The 17953-nt window shown below is 72.9% G+C and carries 17 protein-coding genes; 10 read left to right on the top strand and 7 right to left on the bottom strand.

The window, feature by feature from the left end; translation table 11 throughout:
• The first annotated feature begins 83 nt into the window (after positions 1 to 83).
• The 4 genes from ABD901_RS32560 to ABD901_RS32545 all read left to right on the top strand — a co-directional run bounded on the left by ABD901_RS32560 (position 84) and on the right by ABD901_RS32545 (position 2310).
• Positions 84 to 404: a hypothetical protein gene (locus ABD901_RS32560; protein ID WP_345132604.1), complete on the top strand. Its 321-nt coding sequence runs from the start codon at positions 84 to 86 to the stop codon at positions 402 to 404.
• Positions 405 to 407: 3 nt separating this feature from the next.
• Positions 408 to 1154, top strand: coding sequence for a hypothetical protein (locus ABD901_RS32555; RefSeq protein ID WP_345132602.1), 747 nt, complete (start codon positions 408 to 410; stop codon positions 1152 to 1154).
• An 86-nt stretch (positions 1155 to 1240) separates the two neighbouring features.
• On the top strand, positions 1241 to 1732 hold the full coding sequence (locus tag ABD901_RS32550; protein ID WP_345132599.1) for a GyrI-like domain-containing protein: 492 nt from the start codon (positions 1241 to 1243) through the stop codon (positions 1730 to 1732).
• 20 nt (positions 1733 to 1752) lie between these two features.
• Positions 1753 to 2310 carry a hypothetical protein gene (locus tag ABD901_RS32545; RefSeq protein WP_345132597.1) on the top strand — a complete coding sequence of 186 codons (558 nt, stop codon included), beginning with the start codon at positions 1753 to 1755 and terminating at the stop codon, positions 2308 to 2310.
• 8 nt (positions 2311 to 2318) lie between these two features.
• Here the strand turns inward: ABD901_RS32545 and ABD901_RS32540 are convergent, their stop codons facing one another.
• The 5 genes from ABD901_RS32540 to ABD901_RS32520 form a co-directional block, all read right to left on the bottom strand.
• Positions 2319 to 3656, bottom strand: a complete 1338-nt coding sequence (locus ABD901_RS32540; protein WP_345132595.1) for an outer membrane protein assembly factor BamB family protein — start codon at positions 3654 to 3656, stop codon at positions 2319 to 2321.
• Positions 3653 to 4402, bottom strand: a complete 750-nt coding sequence (locus ABD901_RS32535; RefSeq protein ID WP_345132593.1) for a hypothetical protein — start codon at positions 4400 to 4402, stop codon at positions 3653 to 3655. The genes ABD901_RS32540 and ABD901_RS32535 overlap by 4 nt, the downstream gene beginning before the upstream one ends.
• Before the next feature lie 12 nt (positions 4403 to 4414).
• Positions 4415 to 4786 (bottom strand): hypothetical protein, encoded by a 372-nt coding sequence (locus tag ABD901_RS32530; RefSeq protein WP_345132591.1) that lies wholly within the window; start codon positions 4784 to 4786, stop codon positions 4415 to 4417.
• A gap of 802 nt (positions 4787 to 5588) precedes the next feature.
• On the bottom strand, positions 5589 to 5924 hold the full coding sequence (locus ABD901_RS32525; RefSeq protein ID WP_345132589.1) for an ArsR/SmtB family transcription factor: 336 nt from the start codon (positions 5922 to 5924) through the stop codon (positions 5589 to 5591).
• A gap of 10 nt (positions 5925 to 5934) precedes the next feature.
• Entirely contained in the window at positions 5935 to 8382 is a 2448-nt protein-coding gene (locus ABD901_RS32520) for a HelD family protein (protein WP_345132587.1), read from the bottom strand.
• Positions 8383 to 8478: 96 nt separating this feature from the next.
• On the opposite strand from ABD901_RS32520, the gene ABD901_RS32515 reads away from it, so the two are divergent.
• The gene (locus ABD901_RS32515; protein ID WP_345132584.1) at positions 8479 to 9255 is read left to right on the top strand and encodes a phosphotransferase family protein; all 777 of its coding nucleotides are present in this window, start codon (positions 8479 to 8481) and stop codon (positions 9253 to 9255) included.
• Between the two features lie 193 nt (positions 9256 to 9448).
• Complete coding sequence (locus tag ABD901_RS32510) at positions 9449 to 9913, top strand: MarR family winged helix-turn-helix transcriptional regulator (RefSeq protein WP_345132582.1); 465 nt, start codon at positions 9449 to 9451, stop codon at positions 9911 to 9913.
• 150 nt (positions 9914 to 10063) lie between these two features.
• On the opposite strand, the gene ABD901_RS32505 is transcribed toward ABD901_RS32510, so the two are convergent.
• Positions 10064 to 10567, bottom strand: coding sequence for a DinB family protein (locus ABD901_RS32505; protein ID WP_345132580.1), 504 nt, complete (start codon positions 10565 to 10567; stop codon positions 10064 to 10066).
• A gap of 57 nt (positions 10568 to 10624) precedes the next feature.
• Between ABD901_RS32505 and ABD901_RS32500 the strand changes: the two genes are divergently transcribed.
• The 4 genes from ABD901_RS32500 (at position 10625) to ABD901_RS32485 (ending at position 15589) form a co-directional block, all read left to right on the top strand.
• Positions 10625 to 12235 (top strand): MFS transporter, encoded by a 1611-nt coding sequence (locus ABD901_RS32500; RefSeq protein ID WP_345132579.1) that lies wholly within the window; start codon positions 10625 to 10627, stop codon positions 12233 to 12235.
• Positions 12236 to 12544: 309 nt separating this feature from the next.
• Positions 12545 to 14263: a hypothetical protein gene (locus tag ABD901_RS32495; RefSeq protein WP_345132576.1), complete on the top strand. Its 1719-nt coding sequence runs from the start codon at positions 12545 to 12547 to the stop codon at positions 14261 to 14263.
• Positions 14264 to 14576: 313 nt separating this feature from the next.
• Positions 14577 to 14897: a DMT family transporter gene (locus ABD901_RS32490; RefSeq protein WP_345132574.1), complete on the top strand. Its 321-nt coding sequence runs from the start codon at positions 14577 to 14579 to the stop codon at positions 14895 to 14897.
• Between the two features lie 134 nt (positions 14898 to 15031).
• Positions 15032 to 15589 (top strand): TetR/AcrR family transcriptional regulator, encoded by a 558-nt coding sequence (locus tag ABD901_RS32485; protein WP_345132572.1) that lies wholly within the window; start codon positions 15032 to 15034, stop codon positions 15587 to 15589.
• Positions 15590 to 15851: 262 nt separating this feature from the next.
• Here the strand turns inward: ABD901_RS32485 and ABD901_RS32480 are convergent, their stop codons facing one another.
• Complete coding sequence (locus tag ABD901_RS32480) at positions 15852 to 17951, bottom strand: 3-hydroxyacyl-CoA dehydrogenase NAD-binding domain-containing protein (protein ID WP_380139483.1); 2100 nt, start codon at positions 17949 to 17951, stop codon at positions 15852 to 15854.
• Between the last annotated feature and the right edge of the window lie 2 nt (positions 17952 to 17953).

Genomic DNA, 17953 nt, shown 5'->3' with positions numbered 1-17953 from the left:
CGGGACAAGGACGACGCCTGAGTTATCCACAGGCCGCGACCGCCTCTTCCGGCCGTGCGCGGCGCCGTGATGTGGTGGTTGGCATGGCGCCACCACCGACACCGGAGACGATCGCCGCGGGGATCGCGGCGCTGCGCGACGACGCCACGGCCTGGCTGGTCGCGGCGGCCGACCTCGCCGAGGCGGCCGCGGCACCGCCACCCCTCGACGGCGGCGAGTTCGGCCTCGTCGGCGACGCCGCCGGCCTGGCCCGCGTCCACGCCGGCCTGCGCCGCGCGGCCGCCGACCGGCTCGGCGAGGGCGCCCGTGCCGGCACCGCGACGGCCGCCGCCCTGAACCGCGCCGCGGACGGCTACGAGCGGGACGAGCGCGCCGCAGTGCATCGCCTGCGCGGGATCTGGTGAGCCGTGGCGCCGAACGATTTCGGTCAGCTGCTGCGGGACGCCGCGCAGCGCCTCGGCGTCGCGGCCGGCCGGGCGGAGCTGGTCGTCGCCGGCTGCCGCCGGTGGCCACGGCTCGCCGGTGACGTGGAGCGGGCCGCCGCCGATGCCGCCGAGCTGCTGCGGGGGCTGCTCGAGCGGCCCGGCGACCCGGTGGCGCTCTGGCGGGCCGGCGATCGGTGGCGGGTCGCGGTCGCGGCACCCACCGGCGATCGGGCGGCGACATTCACCGCCGACTTCGTCCACGCCGACGACCACTGGCGCGGCCCGGCCGCCGAGGCCTACCGCGCGACCCTGCCGCCGCAGCACGAGGCGCTGCGCGAGACCCACGAGATCGCCGGGGCCGCAGCCGGCTCGCTGCACGAGTCGGCGACGGCCCTGGTCGCGTTCTGGGCGGCGGTCGGCACCGCCCTGGCCGGCCTGTCGGCCCAGCTGGCCGCGGCCGTCGCGGCGACCGCGACGCCGTTGACGGCCCCGGCGGGCGCGGCGATGGCGGTGGCCGCACTGTCGGAGGCGATCGCGGTCGTCGACGGCCTGACCCGGGCCCTGTCGGCGGCCCTGGAGCACGCCCGCCACACCCAGCAGGCCCTGCTCGACCGGTTGTCCGATCCCGCGGTGTTCCCGGGCGGCCGCTGGCCCGTCTCGGCCGCCAGCACCCTGTCCGACGCGAGCCTCTCCGACGGCGACGCCTCCGACTGGTCCCTGGCCCGATGACCGCCGCGCTTGACCTTGACCCTGGGTGAGACCGCAGGCTGACGTCGTTGGCTCATGGGGGGCCACCGCGAGTGGAGGGAGCGATCGTGCTCGAGATTCGGTTGCGCGACGTGCCGGAGCAGCACGTCGTGACGGAGGTGCGCACAGTCGACCAGGCCGAGCTGCTGGCCTGGCTCCCGGGCGCGATGGCCCGGGTGGCCGAGCGCGCGCGGGAGTCCGGCGGCCTGCTCGGCACGGCGGACTGGCCGTTCCTGGAGCGCTCCGACCGGCCCGACGAGCCGGTGTTCGTGGCGATCTACGAGGGCAACCCCAACGAGGCGCCGACGCCGGTCGAGGTCTGCGCGACGGTGCCGGCCGGCGGCGACCGGACCATCCCGGCCCACCGCGAGGCCTTCGCCCGCGTGACGAAGGGCCTGGTCGTCAGCGGGCAGCTCGGCGGGGTCTACGAGGCGGTGGAGAAGTGGGTCACCGCCAACGGGATGAGCGTCGCCCGCGCGCCCCGGGAGACGTATTGGACCGACTTCCCGGCCGCCGCGGATGACGACGAGGTCTTCGACGTCGCGTTCCCGGTGTCCTGACGCCGGACGGCCTGGGCGTCGTGCGCAGCGTCGTCGTCGCCGTGATGCTGGTGCTCCTCGCCGGCTGCACCGCCGTGCCTGATGATGGCTCGCCGAGCCGGTCCCCGCGGCCGGCGGGCAGCTCGCCGGCCGCGCTGGGAGCCTCGCCGGCGAGCGCGGAGAAGGTGCGTGGATGCGCGGACTCGGCGACGATGGACCTGCCGGGCGGCGGGCCGAACAGCGCGGCGGCCGGGCCGGCGCGGTTCACTGCGCTCGACATCCGCTTCGGCCGGCCGGACCGGGCCGCGGCGCCGGACGGCACCGGCTGGATCTCGCTGAAGATCGCGCTGTTCGTCCGGGCCGGCTCGCGGGTCACGGTCACCATCCCGGCGCAGCACCGCGCGACCGCCCGGCTGCTGTACCTGGCGGGCGCGGACGCGGCGACCACGTTCGAGAGCTGCCCCGCGAGCACGGGCCCCGTCGAGACGGCGTTCCCGGGCGGGTTCGCGATCACCGGGCCGGTGTGCCTGCCCGTCGACGTCGGCTGGGACGGGCAGACCGCCCGGCTCACCCTCGCGCTGCTCAGGGGCGGCTGCTGAGCGAAGGGCTAGCCGCGGTAGCGGCGGACCTCGTTGCGGTATTCGCCGCCGACCGGGCCCGCCGACTGGCAGCCGAAGGCGCCGTCCGTCGCGGTGCCGCACAGGCGGGTGCTCGGGGCGCTGGTCCACAGGCGGCGGCCGGTGGCGGTGTCGAAGGCCGTCATGACGTACGCGACGCGGACCTTCGGGGACTCGCCCGGGATCGGGTCGAGGCGGTCCAGCGTCATGTACAGGGTGGTGCCGGACAGCGCGAACTCCTGGTTGGCCGTCCCCGCCGGGTTGGCGTTGTGCTTGTCGAGCGGGGTCGACCACAGGAACTTGCCGGTGGTCAGGTCGGTGCCGGTGAGCGGGCCGGTGCCGTGGCCGGTGCGGGTGACCACGACCGGTCCGGCGGCGGCGATCGGGTAGTCGCCCGCCGCGCCGGTCCACGCCGGCTGGCCCGTGTCGAGGGGCGCGACCTGCGGGTGCTCGTCGGGGTCGAGGGTGAGCAGGCGGTCGCCGGAGACGGTGAGGTACCCGGGCGTCGTGCACGACGGTGTGTCGCCGGTGCGGGAGAGGCGCCACTGGCCGATCCGGCGCTGCCACGCCTCGGCCCCGGTGCGGGCGTCGTAGGCCTGCAGGAAGACCGGGCAGTTGCGCTCGCCGGGGTCGTGCGCGAGGACGATGCCGGGCGCGGCGAGCTGGACGCCGCGGGGGTCCTGGGTGTCGCGGGCGGCGATCACGGCGCCGGTGGCGGGGGCGAGGAACGTGATCCGGCTGTGGGCGGACTCGGTGGTGACAACGGGCAGAGACGCGGGGGTGGTGCCCTGCAGGGCGGTGACGCCGCGGGCGACCTCGGCGGAGCCGTGGCCGGGCAGCGTCCGGGTCCAGCGGGGGCGGCCGGTGGCGGGGTCGACGGCGGTGACGGTGTTGCCGGCGGTGGTGGCCTCGATGGTGTACGCCGAGTCGGCCGTCACCGCCGCCAAGGCCCCGGGCGCGCTCGCCCGGTCGGCGCCGGTGGCGAGGTCGAGCACGCGCACGGAGTCGCCCTTGGCGTTGAGGACGATGCCGGCCCGGGCGATCGTCACGCCGGCGGGGGCCGCGCCGGTCGAGTGGCGCCAGCGTATGGCGCCGCTGGCGGCATCGAGGACCGCGACGCCGTGCTCGGCGCGCACGACGACGGCGTCGCCGGCGAGGGCGGCCTCGAGCGGGGCGCCTACGTCGTCGGGCAGCGGGGTTGCCCACAGCGGGGCCTTGCGTTCGCCCTCGTCGGGCGGGGCCGGGTCGCCCTTCGACAGGGTGCAGCCGGCGGCGAGCAGCGCAACGGCGAGGATCGCCGCAGCCGGGCGCGAACGGGCGGCGGTCACGCGGAGTCCCACGGCTTGCCGTCGACGGGCTCGGGGCGCCAGCCGCGGGTGTAGTCGACGAAGTCGGCGACGTCGGGGGCCGCGGTCGCGGCGAACTGGTTGGAGTCGATGATGGGGATGGCGTCGACGGCGCGGGCGACCTCGATCGTGTCGCCGTACACGTCGGCCTTCCAACTCGCGGCGGTCATGACGCCCTTCCAGAAGCCGGCGACGCCGTCGGTGAGGGCGGAGGCCAGGGCTGCCGGGTCGCCGGCGATGCCGTTCCACAGGTCGCTGAACGTGACCGAGATCGCGTCGGCGTACTCGTTCGCGGTCTCGTGCATGCCCTTGAGGTTGGCCACGACCGCGGTGGCGCACGCGGAGCGCAGGTCGTTGAGGCGGTCGGCGACCTCGGCGGCGCGCTGGGCGTGCTGGGTCGCCTTCTCGGCGAGGGTGCGCAGGTGGGCGTCGACGCGTTCCCACAGGTAGCCGAAGTGCTGCGCGCCCTGGCCGGCCCAGGCGTCCTGGAGCAGGTCGTACTTCTGCCGGGACTGCGCGGCCATGTTGTCGGCGTAGACGCGGGCGAGCACGTGGATCTGGTCGGCGCGCGCCGACAGCACGTCGGGGCGGATCCGCAGGGCCGCGGCGAGCAGCTTCGACGGGACGAGCGCCTCGGGCACGCCGGTGAAGAACGTCCGGGTCGCCCAGTCGGCGGCCGCGATGTCGCGCTGGAAGCCGCCGACGGTGTCGACGAGTACGTCAGACATGGCCGCCGCGCCTCAAAGGGCCGGTCGGACGTCGACGGAGGTGCTCGGCCCGTGGTACGGCTCGCCGGGCAGGAACCCGGGGATCTGCATGTTGATCGTGGTGGCGGCGACGACGTCGGTGTGCGAGTAGTTGGCGACGGCCTGGAACAGGGCCATGCCGACGCTCTGCAGCAGCAGCGCCAGGTCGGCGGCCTCGCGCCGGCGGGCGTCGAGGCCGTGCTCCCAGCCGGCGTGCAGGTCGTCCGCCCACGGTGCGTCGCCGCCGAAGTGCTCGACCGCGACGCGGCAGTTGTCGTCGACGAACCGGCGGATCTCCCGCGCGGTGACCGCGTCGCCGAGCCGCTCGGCGGCGAAGTGCTTGATGATCTCCAGGTCAGCCTTCACGGCCGGTCCCCCCGTTCGTCCGGTGCCGATGCGTCGCCGAAGAGGCGGCGCAGGTGCCGTGCCTGGGTGCCGTTGGCGTCGGCCAGCGACTGGCGGTACAACCGCAGAATCTCCGAACCGAGGGACTCCTCGGTGTAGTGCCCGAACGTGCCGCGGGCGAGGCTGACGCCGGTCAGGGTCAGGTCGCCGCGGACGGTGACGGCGACGCGGCCGTCGCGGGAGGTGGACCATCAGCGCCGCCGGGGAGCTGCGCGGCGTCGACATCGCGTCCGGCGCGTTCCGCCGCACCGGCGAGGCCGCGCTCGCCGACAGCGTCGCCGACACCATCCGCGCCGCCTGCGACCTCGTCCGCCGCGCCGGCGCCGCCGCGCTCGGGCGAGCCTGAGGCGGACGCAATGTCCGACCGGATGGCCGAGGCCTGGCGGATCATCGAGGCCGCGGAGGGCCGCGTCTACGAGGAGCTGCGCCTCGCCCGCCGCGCGATCGCCGCGGAGGAGCTCGAGTCCCGACGCGCACGAGCCCGTCGGGCGAGGCGACGCTGGTCTCGATGCCGCCGATGCGGTCGCGGGCCTCGGCGCGCCCGGTGTCCGGGGTCACGCCGGCCGCCCGGATCGCGTGTGCGAGGTCCTCGACCATATTCATGACCGCGAGTATATGGACGAATGCGCTCCGCTGCCGCCCCGTTTGCCCGAAGGCCCGGCCAGCGGCGACAGGACCCCGCGGCGGGAGGGCTCCGGCAGGGGGTTGCTAGGCTCACGTCGGTTCGGTGAGCGTGCTGGAGTCCGACCCATCACGCTCCCGGCTAAACCTCTTCCTCTGCCGCGCCCTCCTGCTCGGCCAGGTCGTCGAGCGCCCGTTCGAGGCGGTCCAAGTGGCGCGACCACAGGCGGCGATAGGGTGCCAGCCACGCGTCGATCTCCGCGAGGGGCCCCGGGTCGAGCTCGTAGAAACGGCGCTGCGCGTCGGTGCGCACGCGGACCAGCCCGGCCTCCCGCAGCACCCGCAGGTGCTTCGAGGTGCCGGGCTGGGTCAGGCCGAGCCGGTCGGTGAGCGCGCCCACGGGCTGCGGGCCGTCCAGCAGCGCATCGAGGATGCGGCGGCGGGTCGGCTCGGCGAGGACGTCGAAGGGCGCTACCACCCTGCCGATCTTATATTCCCACCACGGCATGTAGGGAGTCGGGCAGCGTTCCGGGGTGCAGGATGCCGAGTCGCTGGGTGGCGCGGGTCAGGGCCACGTACAGGTCGTTGGCGCCGCGCGGGGACTCCTCGACCATGCGTTCGGGGTCCACGACGATGACGCCGTCGAACTCCAGGCCCTTCGCCTGCTTGACGGTGAGCACCACGACCCGCGCGGTGAGGTCCGGTTGCTCGCCGAGCGCGGCGTCGGGGGCGGCCTTTCGCACATGGGGTACCAAATCCTCGAAAAGCCCCGACGGCAGCAGCACGCCCAGTCGTCCCTCGCCGGCGGCCTCGGCCTCCCGCTCGACCGCCTCCGTCAGCGCGTCGGCGAGCCTGGCCGGCGCGACGCCGCGGACCCACGGCTCCACACCCGCCTCGCGCACCGACCGCGGCGGCCGGATGTCGGGGTCGATCCCGGCGAGCACGCCCGCCGCCACCGACATGATCTCGGCCGGGGTGCGGTAGTTGACGGTGAGCTCGCGCAGCCGCCAGCGTTCCCCGACGTAGGGGGTGAGGGCCTGCCCCCACGACGACGCGCCGGCCAGGTCGCCGGTCTGCGCGACGTCGCCGACGACGGTCATCGAGCGGCTTGGGCAGCGGCGCATCAGCAGCCGCCACGCCATCGCCGACAGCTCCTGCGCCTCGTCGACGATGACGTGCCCGAACGCCCACTTGCGGTCGGCGGCGGCCCGCTCGGCCGGGGTGAGCGCCTCGCCCTCGTCGTGGCGCTCGGCGAGCCGGTCGGCCTCGAGCAGGTCGGTGACGGACAGCAGCTCCGGATCGTCCTCGTCCTCGACGTCGATGGACCGGGAGCCGAACGCGATCTCCAGGGCGCCCTCGGCGTAGGCGACCTGCTGCCGGCGGCGCCGCTCGGCGATGATCTCCAGCACCGTCTCGTCCTCGCCGAGCAGCTCGGCGGCCTCGTCCAGCAGCGGCACGTCGGCCGGCGTCCAGCCGGACCGCGCCGAGCGCTTGAGCCGCGGGTCGGCACCCGCGGCCGCCAGCCGGGCGTCCGAGGCGAAGAGCCCGGCGACCAGCTGCTGCGGGGTGAGGATCGGCCACAGCCAGTCGAGCGCGCCGAGGACCTCCGCCTCGCCGCGCAGCTCCCGGCGGATCTCGGCCAGGTCGGCCTCCTCCAGCAGCTGCCTCTCGCCGGGTGCGTCGTCGCCGCCGAGCGGGTCGTCAGCGTACGGGTCGATCCCGATCGTGTCGGCCACGAGCAGCGACAACGCGTGGATGATCTCGGTGTCGAAGTCGGGCCGGGCCAGGTTGTGCAGCCGGCCGGAGCGCCGCGCCCGCTCCCGGGCGTCCTTGATCACCTCCGGCTCGAGCATGACGGCGCCGCCGTCGAGCAGGTCCAGGTGCAGCGCGAGGGGCTCCTCGGGCACCCGCTGCCGGTCGCGGACCGCGGCGGCGAGCACGTCGGCCATCCCCGCCTGCCCCTTGATGGCGGCGATGTCGGCGGGCTCCTCACGGTGCGCCGCGACGCCCGGGAACAGGTCGCCCATCGTGCCCAGCAGCACGCCGGTCTCGGCGAGGGAGGGCAGGACCTGCGAGATGTACCGCAGGAAGGTCGCATTGGGCCCGACGATCAGCACGACGCGCGACGAGAGCACCTGGCGGTGGGTGTACAGCAGGTAGGCGGCCCGGTGCAGTGCCACCGCCGTCTTGCCGGTGCCCGGCCCGCCCTGCACGACGAGCACCCCGCCCAGGTCGGCGCGGATCACGTGGTCCTGCTCGGCCTGGATCGTCTCGACGATGTCGCGCATCCGGCCGGTCCGCGACGCGGTCAGCGCGGACAGCAGCGCCGCCTCGCCGGTCACCCCGTCGTGCGCGCCCCGCCCCGTGCCGTGTGCCTCGGTGAGGTCCAGCACCTCGTCGTCGAGCCCCGTGACGGTGCGCCGCTCGGTGCGGATGTGCCGGCGCCGCCGCACCCCGTCGGGCGCCGCCGCCGTCGCCAGGTAGAAGGGACGGCTCGCGGGCGCGCGCCAGTCGATGAGCAGCGGCTCGTAGTCGTTCTCCTCGTCGAAGATCCCGATACGCCCGATATACCGCGTTTCGCCTTGTGTCTTGTACTCGCCTTTTGCGCCGTTTTCGCCTTTTGCGCCGCGCTCGCCGTTTGCGTCGTCTTCGCCGCTCGCCTCGTCTTCGCCGTTCGCGCCGTCTCGGCCTTCTGCGAAGTCGAGGCGGCCGAAGCACAGCCCGTTCTCCACGGCGCTGTACTGCGCGACCCGCTCGCCATACAACGCCGACTCGGAGTCGCGGTGCGACCGGTCCGCCGGCGTGCCGCCGGTCTGCAGCAGCGCCTTCGACAGCTGCGCGGAAGCCTCCTCACGCAGGGCATCCAGGTGCCCATACAACGTGTCGAGGTGCCCCTGCTCCTCGACGATGTCGGCTGTGTCGGATGAGTTTGACAATCCGTCTCCAGTCGGCTAACATTCACAGCAGTCAGACGCCGTAAGGCGTCTTTTTTCTTGCCCGAACGCTCTACGATAGCCTCCGGCGGCCCCCCAGTGCGAATTCACGCCGCAAGCCTCGGCCTGCTCTACGAGGGCCCGTGCTCCGGCGGCGAGATCGGCGCCGCCTACGTCCGCTTCCCGGACGGCCGCCGTGCCGTGCTCGGCGAGGGCAACCCCGCATCCGCTCCGTTGCTGGAGATCGCCCGCTCCGCCGGCATCCCGGCCCCGCACTATCTGCTCGTCTCCAGCCGCTTCATCGTCCAGTCGCTCCTGCCCGGCCGTCCACCGGCGGCGATCACGGCCCGCCTGGTCGACGAGATGTCCGCCGTCAGCCGCCGTTGCGCCGGCCTGTTGCGCAACACCGAGCTCCAGCCGCTGCACTTGTACCTCCAAAGCCCGGGCCCCGGCTTCTGCCTACACGATTCTTTGGCGCAGTATTCCCCGCGATCGGCGGCTCTGCTGTCCTCAATCCGCGCGGTACCGCTACTCGACCTCCCCGGCGACGACCTGGTCCACGTCGACTTCCACCCCGGCAACGTCCTCGTCTCCCCCGACGGCACCATCACCGGCGTCGTCGACTGGGACGGCGCCGGCCGCGGCAACCGCGCCTTCGACCTGGTGACGCTGCTGTTCTACGTACAGCGCCACGCCCCGTCGCTCGCACCGTCACTGATCGCGCAGGCGCTGGAACTGGCCCCGCCACTGGTACTGCAGGCCAGCTGGGCCCACATGAGCCTGCGCCAGGTGGACTGGTCGCTGCGCTTCCACTCGGTCGCGGAGGTGGAGACCTGGCTCGCGGTGGCGGAATCTCCTCCACCGGCCCTGTTCTGACCCGCCGCTGGTTGTCGGCTCGCACCCCGGCGTTGTTTCGGCCCGCGTTCCGGTCTGCTTCTCGGCTTGCTTTGCATCGCTCTTGTTCGGCTCGTGGTATCCGACAGTGATGAGCTGCGTACCCTGCGCTGCGGAGGACCGGCCGGACGTCGAGCGGAGCAGGTACCAACCGTGGGTATCTATGCTGGGTGACATGGCCGCAACGCTCACGCCTGACCTGTCGTTCCTGCTGGACCACACCAGTCACGTGCTGCGCACCCAGATGACGGCGGCGCTCGCCGAGATCGGGCTGACCCCGCGAATGCACTGCGTGCTCGTGCACGCACTGGGCGAGGAGCGCACGCAGATCCAACTCGCGGAGATCGGCGGCATGGACAAGACCACGATGGTCGTCACCGTCGACGCGCTGGAGAAGGCCGGCTACGCGCAGCGACGCCCGTCGAGCACCGACCGCCGCTGCCGGATCATCGCCGTCACTCCCGAGGGTGCCGAGATGGCCGCGCGCAGTCAGGAGATCGCCGACTCGGTGCACGCGGCCGCGCTCGACTCGCTGCCCGACGACGAGCGCGCCGTGCTCGTGCGCGCGCTGACCAGGCTGACCCAGGGCCACCTGGCCAATCCCGTCGAGGCCCAGGGCGTCCGCCGCGCCCGCCAGTAGTCAGCACCTGATCCAGAAATGTCGAGGTGGCCGCGCGGCGAGCGCGACCGCGAGGTCCCACCTGGCCGCGCGGCGAGCGCGACCGCAAGGTCCCACCCAGCACCCCCGGCCGTCAGCCTGGCCTTGAACCCGTACCGGCCTCCCTCGCGGCTACTCGCCCTGGGTGCCACCCGCCAGCTCGACCACGATGTCGATGTGGCCGGCGTGCCTGGCGTACTCCTGCACCAGGTGAAACAGGATCCGCTCGAGCGATGGCGGGTCCGCACCCTCCCACCGCGGGCCGGGCACACCGAACGCGTCGAGGGGGTTACCCGTCACGACCTCGCGCGTGATCTCGCCCTGGCGGCGTAGATCGTCGCTCAGGGTGGCGACGTCCTCGCCGGGTGCCACGTACCAGCGGTCGTCGCGGCGGTCGGCCCACGGGTCGGGGACGTCCTGGCCGCCGAAACCCCAGACGAGCCAGCGCAGCTCGACGTACCGCAGATGTTTGAGCAGCTCCAGCGGCGTCCAGCCCGACGGCAACGCGCTCGATCCGCGCGCTTCGGCCGGCATGGACGCGACCTTCGCGATGACCGTTTCGCGATAGAAGTCCAGGTAGCGCAGGAAGACCTCCGCCCGGTCGGCGGCGGGCACGGTCGGCTCGGGAAACGTCACAGGATTCCCTCTCATAAGAGATAGTTCCGTAGCAGACGTTCTGCTACGGTCACATCTATGAAGCAGAACCGATGGCTTGCCCTGGCAGTGCTCGCGACCGGCATGCTCATGGTCATTCTCGACGGCAGCATCGTCACCGTCGCGATGCCCGTGATGCAGCGTGACCTCGGTTTCACGCCGGAGGGCTTGACCTGGGTCATCAACGCCTATCTCATCGCGTTCGGCAGCCTGCTGCTGCTCGCCGGACGGCTCGGCGACCTCCTCGGCCGCAAGCGCATGCTGCTCGCCGGCACCGCGGTGTTCGTCGGCGCGTCCATCCTCGCCGGCCTCTCGACCAGCCCCGCGACCCTGATCGCGGCGCGCTTCCTGCAGGGCGCCGGCAGCGCGATGGCCAGCGCGGTCAGCCTCGGCATTCTCGTCACGCTCTTCCCCGACCAGCGCGAACGCGCACGGGCGATCGGCGTCTTCTCCTTCACCGGCGCGGCCGGCGCCTCCCTCGGCCAGGTCCTCGGCGGCGTCCTCACCGACGCGCTGAGCTGGCACTGGATCTTCCTGATCAACGTCCCGATCGGCGTGGCCACGCTCGCGCTCGCCGTGCCGTACCTGCCCACCGACCGCGGCCTGGGCCTGCGCGCCGGAGCCGATGCGCTCGGTGCACTCCTCGTGACCGCCGGACTCATGGCCGGCATCTACGCCGTGGTGCAGACCAGCGGCAACCGCCTCATCACAGCCGGTATCGCCGTGGCACTCCTGGCCGGATTCGTCCTGCGCCAGGCCACCGCCAAGACCCCGCTCATGCCACTGCGCATCTTCCGCTCACGCCAGGTCACCGGCGCGAACGCTCTGCAGATCCTCATGATCGGCGCGATGTTCTCGTTCCAGATCCTCATCGCGCTGTACATGCAGCGAGTGCTCCACTACACCGCACTGCAGACCGGCCTCGCCATGCTGCCCGCCGCGCTCGCGATCGCCGCGGTGTCGCTCGGCGTGTCCGCCCGCCTGATCCACCGCTTCGGCGAGCGCACCGTACTCATCGCCGGCCTCGTCCTGCTCACCGCCGCGCTCGGCTGGCTGACCCGCCTGCCGGTCGCCGCGCACTACGCCACCGACCTGCTCCCCGTCATGCTGCTCATCGCCGGCGGCGGCCTGGTCCTGCCCGCAATCACCGGCCTGGGCATGTCGGGCGCCCGCCCCGACGACGCCGGCCTGGCATCGGGCCTGTTCAACACGACCCAGCAGCTCGGCATGGCGATCGGCGTCGCCGCGCTCTCCACGGTGGCGGCCGCCCGCACCACGACACGGTTGCACGCCGGCGCCGCCGAGGCGTCCGCCCTCACCGACGGATACCGCCTGGCCTTCACGATCGGCGCGCTCCTGCTGGCCCTGTCGATCGCCGGCGCCGCGTTCGTCCTGCGTTCCGCCTCCGCAGCGGTACCGCCCGACGCTCCCTCAACAACGCCCCACGCCGACGCGCCGAGCCCTGTTCCGGCACCGGCGGCGACGCCGTCGGAGGTGCCCGGCGCCGACGCTCCCTCCGCAACTCCTGCCTTCGACGCCGCAGAGTCACCGCAGCCGAACCCTGAGACACGCATCGAGCCCGACTCGGCGGCGCACGTCCAGCGCAACGCTGCGGTCATGGCCAGTAACGAGCCGCACGCACGAACCTGATCGTCTCTGCGCACACCGAACGGCCGCCCCCTCGGCAACGAGCGGGCGGCCAATGGTGCGCGAGCGCGGCGAACAGTTTGGGCCGACTACACGACGTGCGATGTCGGCCGGTGCGGGCGCTCCGCCGTGTTTTCGCCTTGGAAACGGATTAGGTCGGCCACGCGGCGTGCACAGCCGGCCGGTGCGGGCGCTCGGCCTTCTGATAGACGCCGACGTAGCAGCAGGCATCGAGGGGTGACGCGGCGTTGCGATCAAGGGGAGGGACGGGCACCGGCAGAATTCTCAGCGGCGTCTGCGAGACTGTCGCGCATGCTGCAGCGGGTCGGGGGCGCGTTCGGGGCGTCCGTGTTGTTGGTGGTGCTACCGGCGGTAGTGGCGTTCGGGTCGCCGGCGGTGGCGAAGGCGCCGAGCCCGACGCCCAGCGCGTCCGGGAGTGCGAACCCGAACCTCGGGCCGTCGGTCGCCGGCGTCGCGATGTGCTCGATCAGTGACCCTCAGGTGACCGAGGTGTCGGGACTGGTCGTCACCGCGAACGGCTACGTGGTGATCAACGACAGTAACACCGAGCGATCCCGCGAGAAGATCTTCTTCCTCGACCAGCAGTGCCGGCAGACGCGCAGCGTGGGGTACCCGAGCAGCGCCTTCGACCCGGAGGACCTGGCGGTGTCGAAGGACGGCACGCTGTGGGTCGCCGACGTCGGGGACAACACCACGCTGACGGGCGGGTCCGGCAACCGCCGCTCGTCGATCGCGCTGTGGAGCCTCGCGCCCGGGTCCAACTCGCCGGTGATCCATCGCCTGGCGTACCCGGACGGGCGCGCCCGCGACGCCGAAGCCCTGCTCTTCGACGGTGAGGGCCGGCCGGTCATCATCACGAAGGACCCGGTCGGCGAGGTGTTCACGCTGAAGGAACCCCTGCCGGCCAACAACGCCAATCCGGCGGCGCTGACCCGCGCCGGGTCGTTCAGGCCGCAGACGACCGGCACCGCGAACCCGTACGGCATCGTCGGCACCGCCGTCGTGACCGGCGCCGCGATGAGCCCCGACGGCAAGCGCGCGGTCGTGCGCACGATGTCGGACGCGTACGAGTTCGACGTCACCGACGGCGACGTCGTCGCCGCGATCACGACGGGCACGCCGCGGATCACGCCGCTGCCGAGCGAGCCGCAGGGCGAGTCGATCGCCTACTCACAGGACGGCACGGAGTTCCTGACCGTGTCGGACCAGCCGAAGACCACCTCGATTCTGCGGTACCGCCGGTTCGTGCCCGCCGCGCCACCCTCGGCGAGCCCGGCGCCGGCCCAGCCGCAGCAGGCGAAGGAGCGTTCGTTCCTGCAGAGCCTGTCGCTGTACGACATCACCCGGATCGTCATCGGCATCGGCCTGCTGGGCGTGCTGATGATCGTGATCGGGGTGGTGGCGGTCATCCGCTCCCGCCGCCGGCGGCGCGCCCTGCTCGCGGCCGCGCCAGCGGCTCAGCACGACGCGGATCCAGCCGCGTCGGCAGCGCAGCACGACGCGGATCCAGCCGCGTCGGCAGCGCAGCACGACGCGGATCCAGCCGGGTCGGCAGCGCAGCGAGGAGCCGGTTCGGCGGGGTCGGCGGCGCAGTCAGGAGCGGGTTCGGCGGCGGGGCAAGCACGCGGATTGGCCGTGCCGCCTATCCAGGAAGCCGGATCGGCGACGCTGGGCTCGTCGGAGACCAGCGCCGACGCGCCGGTGGGACGTGAATCCGGGTCGCCATACGGGTCGATCGCCACCGACTCGTCGTCGGCCACCATGCCGGTAGCGACCCCGGGCGCCCAGCCGGCCCCCACACAGCCCCGTCCCGCGCAGGCCCCCGCGCTGCCCGGCACCGCGCAGGCCGACCTGGAGCAGGACGGCCCCACGCAGGCCAGCATTGCGCAGCAGGATACGGTCGACTCGCCGCAGCCTTCTGCCGCTGCCTCCTCGTCGGGGTCGAAGTCGCGCGGCCGGCCGCGGGGCTCGTCGGGTCGTTCACCAAAGCGCGGCAACGGCAAGGCGTAACGGGTCGAACGCGGAGCGAATCTGCGACAACGGGTGCGGTCGGACGCCGTGCGGCCGCACCCGAACGTGACGGAACGGTTGCGCAACACGCGACCGGTAAAGCCCAGGTAGGCGGGCGCGAGGTCCGGATGCCGGCGGCGCTCGAGCAAGGGGCTGCCGCGATTACCGGATTGTTGGATTAGCGATTAGCGGCAATCCGGTAATCGCTAATCCCGCGGCGATGATCATCCTCGGCGCCGTTCCGGCGTGTGGCCGCGAGCGGTCCCGAACTTGTACGATCGTACAAGTTCGGCAATCGGGGAGGGCCGCCGCCGTGGCGTATGTGTTTCTGGGGCTGGCGATCGCGGTCGAGGTGATCGGGACGAGTCTGCTCAAGGCGACCGACGGGTTCAGCAAGCTCTGGCCTACCACCGGGGTGCTGGTTGCCTACGCGCTGGCGTTCGTCTTCATGGCGCAGTCGGTGAAGGAGGTGCCGGTCGGGGTGGCGTACGCGATGTGGTCGGGGCTCGGGACCGCCGCCATCGTCGCCATCGGGGCCGTGTTTCTCGGCGAGCCGCTCAGCCTCCTCAAGGTCACCGGCGTCGGGCTGGTGATCGCCGGGGTTGTCGTGCTCAACCTCGGCGGGGCGCATTGACGCGACGGCGAACGGCGCACCCGACGGTGACGGTGACGGTGACGGTGACGGTGACGGCGGACAGGACAGCGCACCGACGGCCGGTAGCAACGGACGAGTGCAGGTGAGCGGCGAGTGACAGAGCAGGCGGTGGGATGAGCGCGCGGCGGGATCCTGAAGGGCGGAAACGGGCGCTCGCGCAGGCCGTTGTCGAAGTGGTTGCCGAGGTGGGGGTCGGGCGGACCACGCACCGGATGGTCGCAAGCCGCGCCGGGGTGCCGCTCGGGGCCACCACCTACTACTTCCCGACGCTCGGTGACCTGATTGCCGCCGGGCTTGCGTTGGTCAGTGAGTCCGTCGCGTGCGAGCTCGAGCAGTGGCGGGAGGCGCTCGAGCCGGGGGCGGGCGATCTGGGGGCGGGCGATCTGGCTGAGCGGTTGAGCCTGATGGTGGCCGAGTACGTGGCGGATCAGCCGAAGGCGCTGCTGGAGTACGAGCTGTACCTGGCCGCCGCGCGGAGTCCGGCGCTCCGGCCGCTCGCGCGGGCGTGGCTGGATGGGGTGCATGAGCTGCTCCTGCCCGCCGTTGGGGAGGCCCCGGCGCGGGCGATCAGTGCGCTCCTCGACGGGGCGATGCTGCAGTCGGTCGTCACCGGGGATCCGATCGATTCGTCGGCGCTGGCCGCCGCCGTCCGGAGCCTTGCCGACCGATAACGCCTATCCCGCAAAACGAGCCGACCAAACGCCGGCCGGGCGCGGGCCGTCGGTGGGAGAGCCTGCCAGAACGACTCGCTCGCGCGAGCGGACCGACCCGGGCTGGGCGGCGCCATCCGCAGAAAGACGCGAGCCGTCCGCAGAAAGAGTTGCAAGAACGGCCCGCCCCGTGCCAGGAGCCGAGGCGGGCCGTGCAGGTGAGGCCGTGCAGGTGAGGCCGTGCAGGCGAGGAGGGACAAACCGGGCCGCGCAGGCGCCGGGCCTAGACGAACGTCTCGCCGGCCGCGGCCTTCGCGACGAGCAGCGCGGGCGGGGTGAAGCGGTCGCCGTAGCGCGACGCCAGCTGCGAGGCGCGGGCGATGAAGCCGGGCAGGCCGCCCTCGTACTGGTTGATGTACTGCAGGACGCCGCCGGTCCAGCCGGGGAAGCCGATGCCCAGGATCGAGCCGACGTTGGCGTCCGCGACGGAGGTCAGCACGCCCTCGTCCAGGCACTTCACCGACTCCAAGGCCTCGGCGAAGAGCATCCGTTCCTGCATGTCGGCGAACGGCACGGCCGCGGCGGGGCGCTCGAAGTGCTCGCGCAGGCCGGGCCACAGAGCGGTGCGCTTGCCGTCGGTGTAGTCGTAGAAGCCGGCGCCGCCGGAGCGGCCGGGGCGGGAGAACTCGTCGACCATGCGGTCGATGAGGTCGTCGGCGGGGCTCGGGGTCCAGGTGCCGCCCGCGGCGGCGATGGCGGCCGCGGTGGCGTTGCGGATCTTCTGCGGCAGCGTGAGGGTGAGCTCGTCCATGAGCTGCAGGACCGGGGCCGGGTACCCGGCCTGCAGGCTCGCCTGCTCGATCGACGGGGCGGGCACGCCCTCGGCGAGCATGCGCAGGCCCTCCATGGTGAACGTGCCGATGACGCGGCTGGTGAAGAAGCCTCGGCTGTCGTTGACCACGATCGGGGTCTTGCGCAGCAGGCGTACCACGGCCAAGGCCCGATCCAAGGTCGCGTCGGACGTCTCGGCGCCGCGGATCACCTCGACCAGCGGCATCTTGTCCACGGGCGAGAAGAAGTGCAGGCCGACGAAGTCGGCGCGGCGCTGGACGCCCTCGGCGAGCAGGGAGATCGGCAGGGTCGAGGTGTTGGAGCACAGCAGCGCATCCGGCGCGACGACGCCCTCGATCTCGGCGAACACCTTGTGCTTCAGGCCGGGGTCCTCGAAGACGGCCTCGATGACGAGGTCGGCGCCGGCCAGGTCGGCGACCTCGGACGTCGGGGTGATCCGGTCCAGCAGGGCCTGGTCGACGCGCTTGCGGGTCTCGGCGTAGGCCTTGCCGCGCTGGGCGGACTCCAGGGTGACGTCCTTGAGGACCACCTGCAGGCCGGCCTTCGCGCAGACGTACGCGATCGCGGCGCCCATCATGCCGGCGCCGAGGACGGCGACCTTCGTGAAGTGGGCGTCGGCCGAGCCGCGGGCGTTGGCGGCCTGCAGGTCGAAGAAGAACGCCTTGATCATGTTCTTGGCGATCTGGCCGGTGGCGAGCTCGACGAAGTACCGGCCCTCGATCGTGAGCGCGGTGTCGAGGTCGACCTGGGCGCCCTCGACGGCGGCGCACAGGATGTTGCGCGGTGCCGGGTACGGCGCGCCCTTGAGCTCCTTGCGCAGGGTTGCCGGGAACGCGGGCAGGTTGGCGGCGAAGGACGGGTTGCTCGGGGTACCGCCGGGAATCTTGTAACCGGCGACGTCCCACGGCTGCACGGCATTCGGGTTGGCGGCGATCCAGTCCCTGGCGCGCGCCAGCAGCTCCTCGGCCGGCACGATCGAGTGGACCAGGCCGACCTGCAGCGCCTTGGTGGGGCGGTGGCGCTGGCCCCTGAGCAGCACCTGCATGAGCGCCTCGGTGATGCCCAGCAGGCGCACGGTGCGCACGACGCCGCCGGCGCCGGGCAGCAGGCCGAGGGTGACCTCGGGGAAGCCGATCTCGATGCGGGCGTCGTCGGCGACGATGCGGTGGTGGCAGGCGAGGGCGAGCTCCAGGCCGCCGCCGAGCGCGGAGCCGTTGAGGGCGGCGACGACCGGCCGGCCGAGGGTCTCCAGGCGGCGCAGCAGGCCCTTGAGGTGTGTCGTGGACTGCATCACCGCCGCGGCCTGGTCGGGGCCGATGCTGCCGAGCAGGTCCAGGTCGCCGCCGGCGAAGAACGTCTTCTTGGCGGAGGTGAGCACGACGCCGGTGATGTCGTGCTTCTCGGCGTACAGCCGGTCGACCGTGGCCGCGAGGGCCTCGGTGAACGCGGCGTTCATGGTGTTGGCGGAGCGGGCGGGGTCGTCCATGGTCAGCAGGACGACGCCGTCCTCGCCGCGCTCGTAGCGGATGATGT

Source organism: Dactylosporangium darangshiense (genome assembly GCF_039537565.1).
Lineage (GTDB): Bacteria > Actinomycetota > Actinomycetes > Mycobacteriales > Micromonosporaceae > Dactylosporangium > Dactylosporangium darangshiense.
The sequence above is the reverse complement of the archived record's forward strand: the minus strand, read 5'-3'. Positions and strand labels throughout refer to the sequence as shown.

Excerpts from the sequence above, each read along its gene's own strand:
- ABD901_RS32560 (WP_345132604.1), top strand. The coding sequence starts at position 84 with ATGGCGCCACCACCGACACCGGAGACGATCGCCGCGGGGATCGCGGCG.
- ABD901_RS32535 (WP_345132593.1), bottom strand. The coding sequence starts at position 4,402 with ATGTCTGACGTACTCGTCGACACCGTCGGCGGCTTCCAGCGCGACATC.
- ABD901_RS32510 (WP_345132582.1), top strand. The coding sequence starts at position 9,449 with ATGGCCGCAACGCTCACGCCTGACCTGTCGTTCCTGCTGGACCACACC.
- ABD901_RS32500 (WP_345132579.1), top strand. The coding sequence starts at position 10,625 with ATGAAGCAGAACCGATGGCTTGCCCTGGCAGTGCTCGCGACCGGCATG.
- ABD901_RS32495 (WP_345132576.1), top strand. The coding sequence starts at position 12,545 with ATGCTGCAGCGGGTCGGGGGCGCGTTCGGGGCGTCCGTGTTGTTGGTG.
- ABD901_RS32485 (WP_345132572.1), top strand. The coding sequence starts at position 15,032 with ATGAGCGCGCGGCGGGATCCTGAAGGGCGGAAACGGGCGCTCGCGCAG.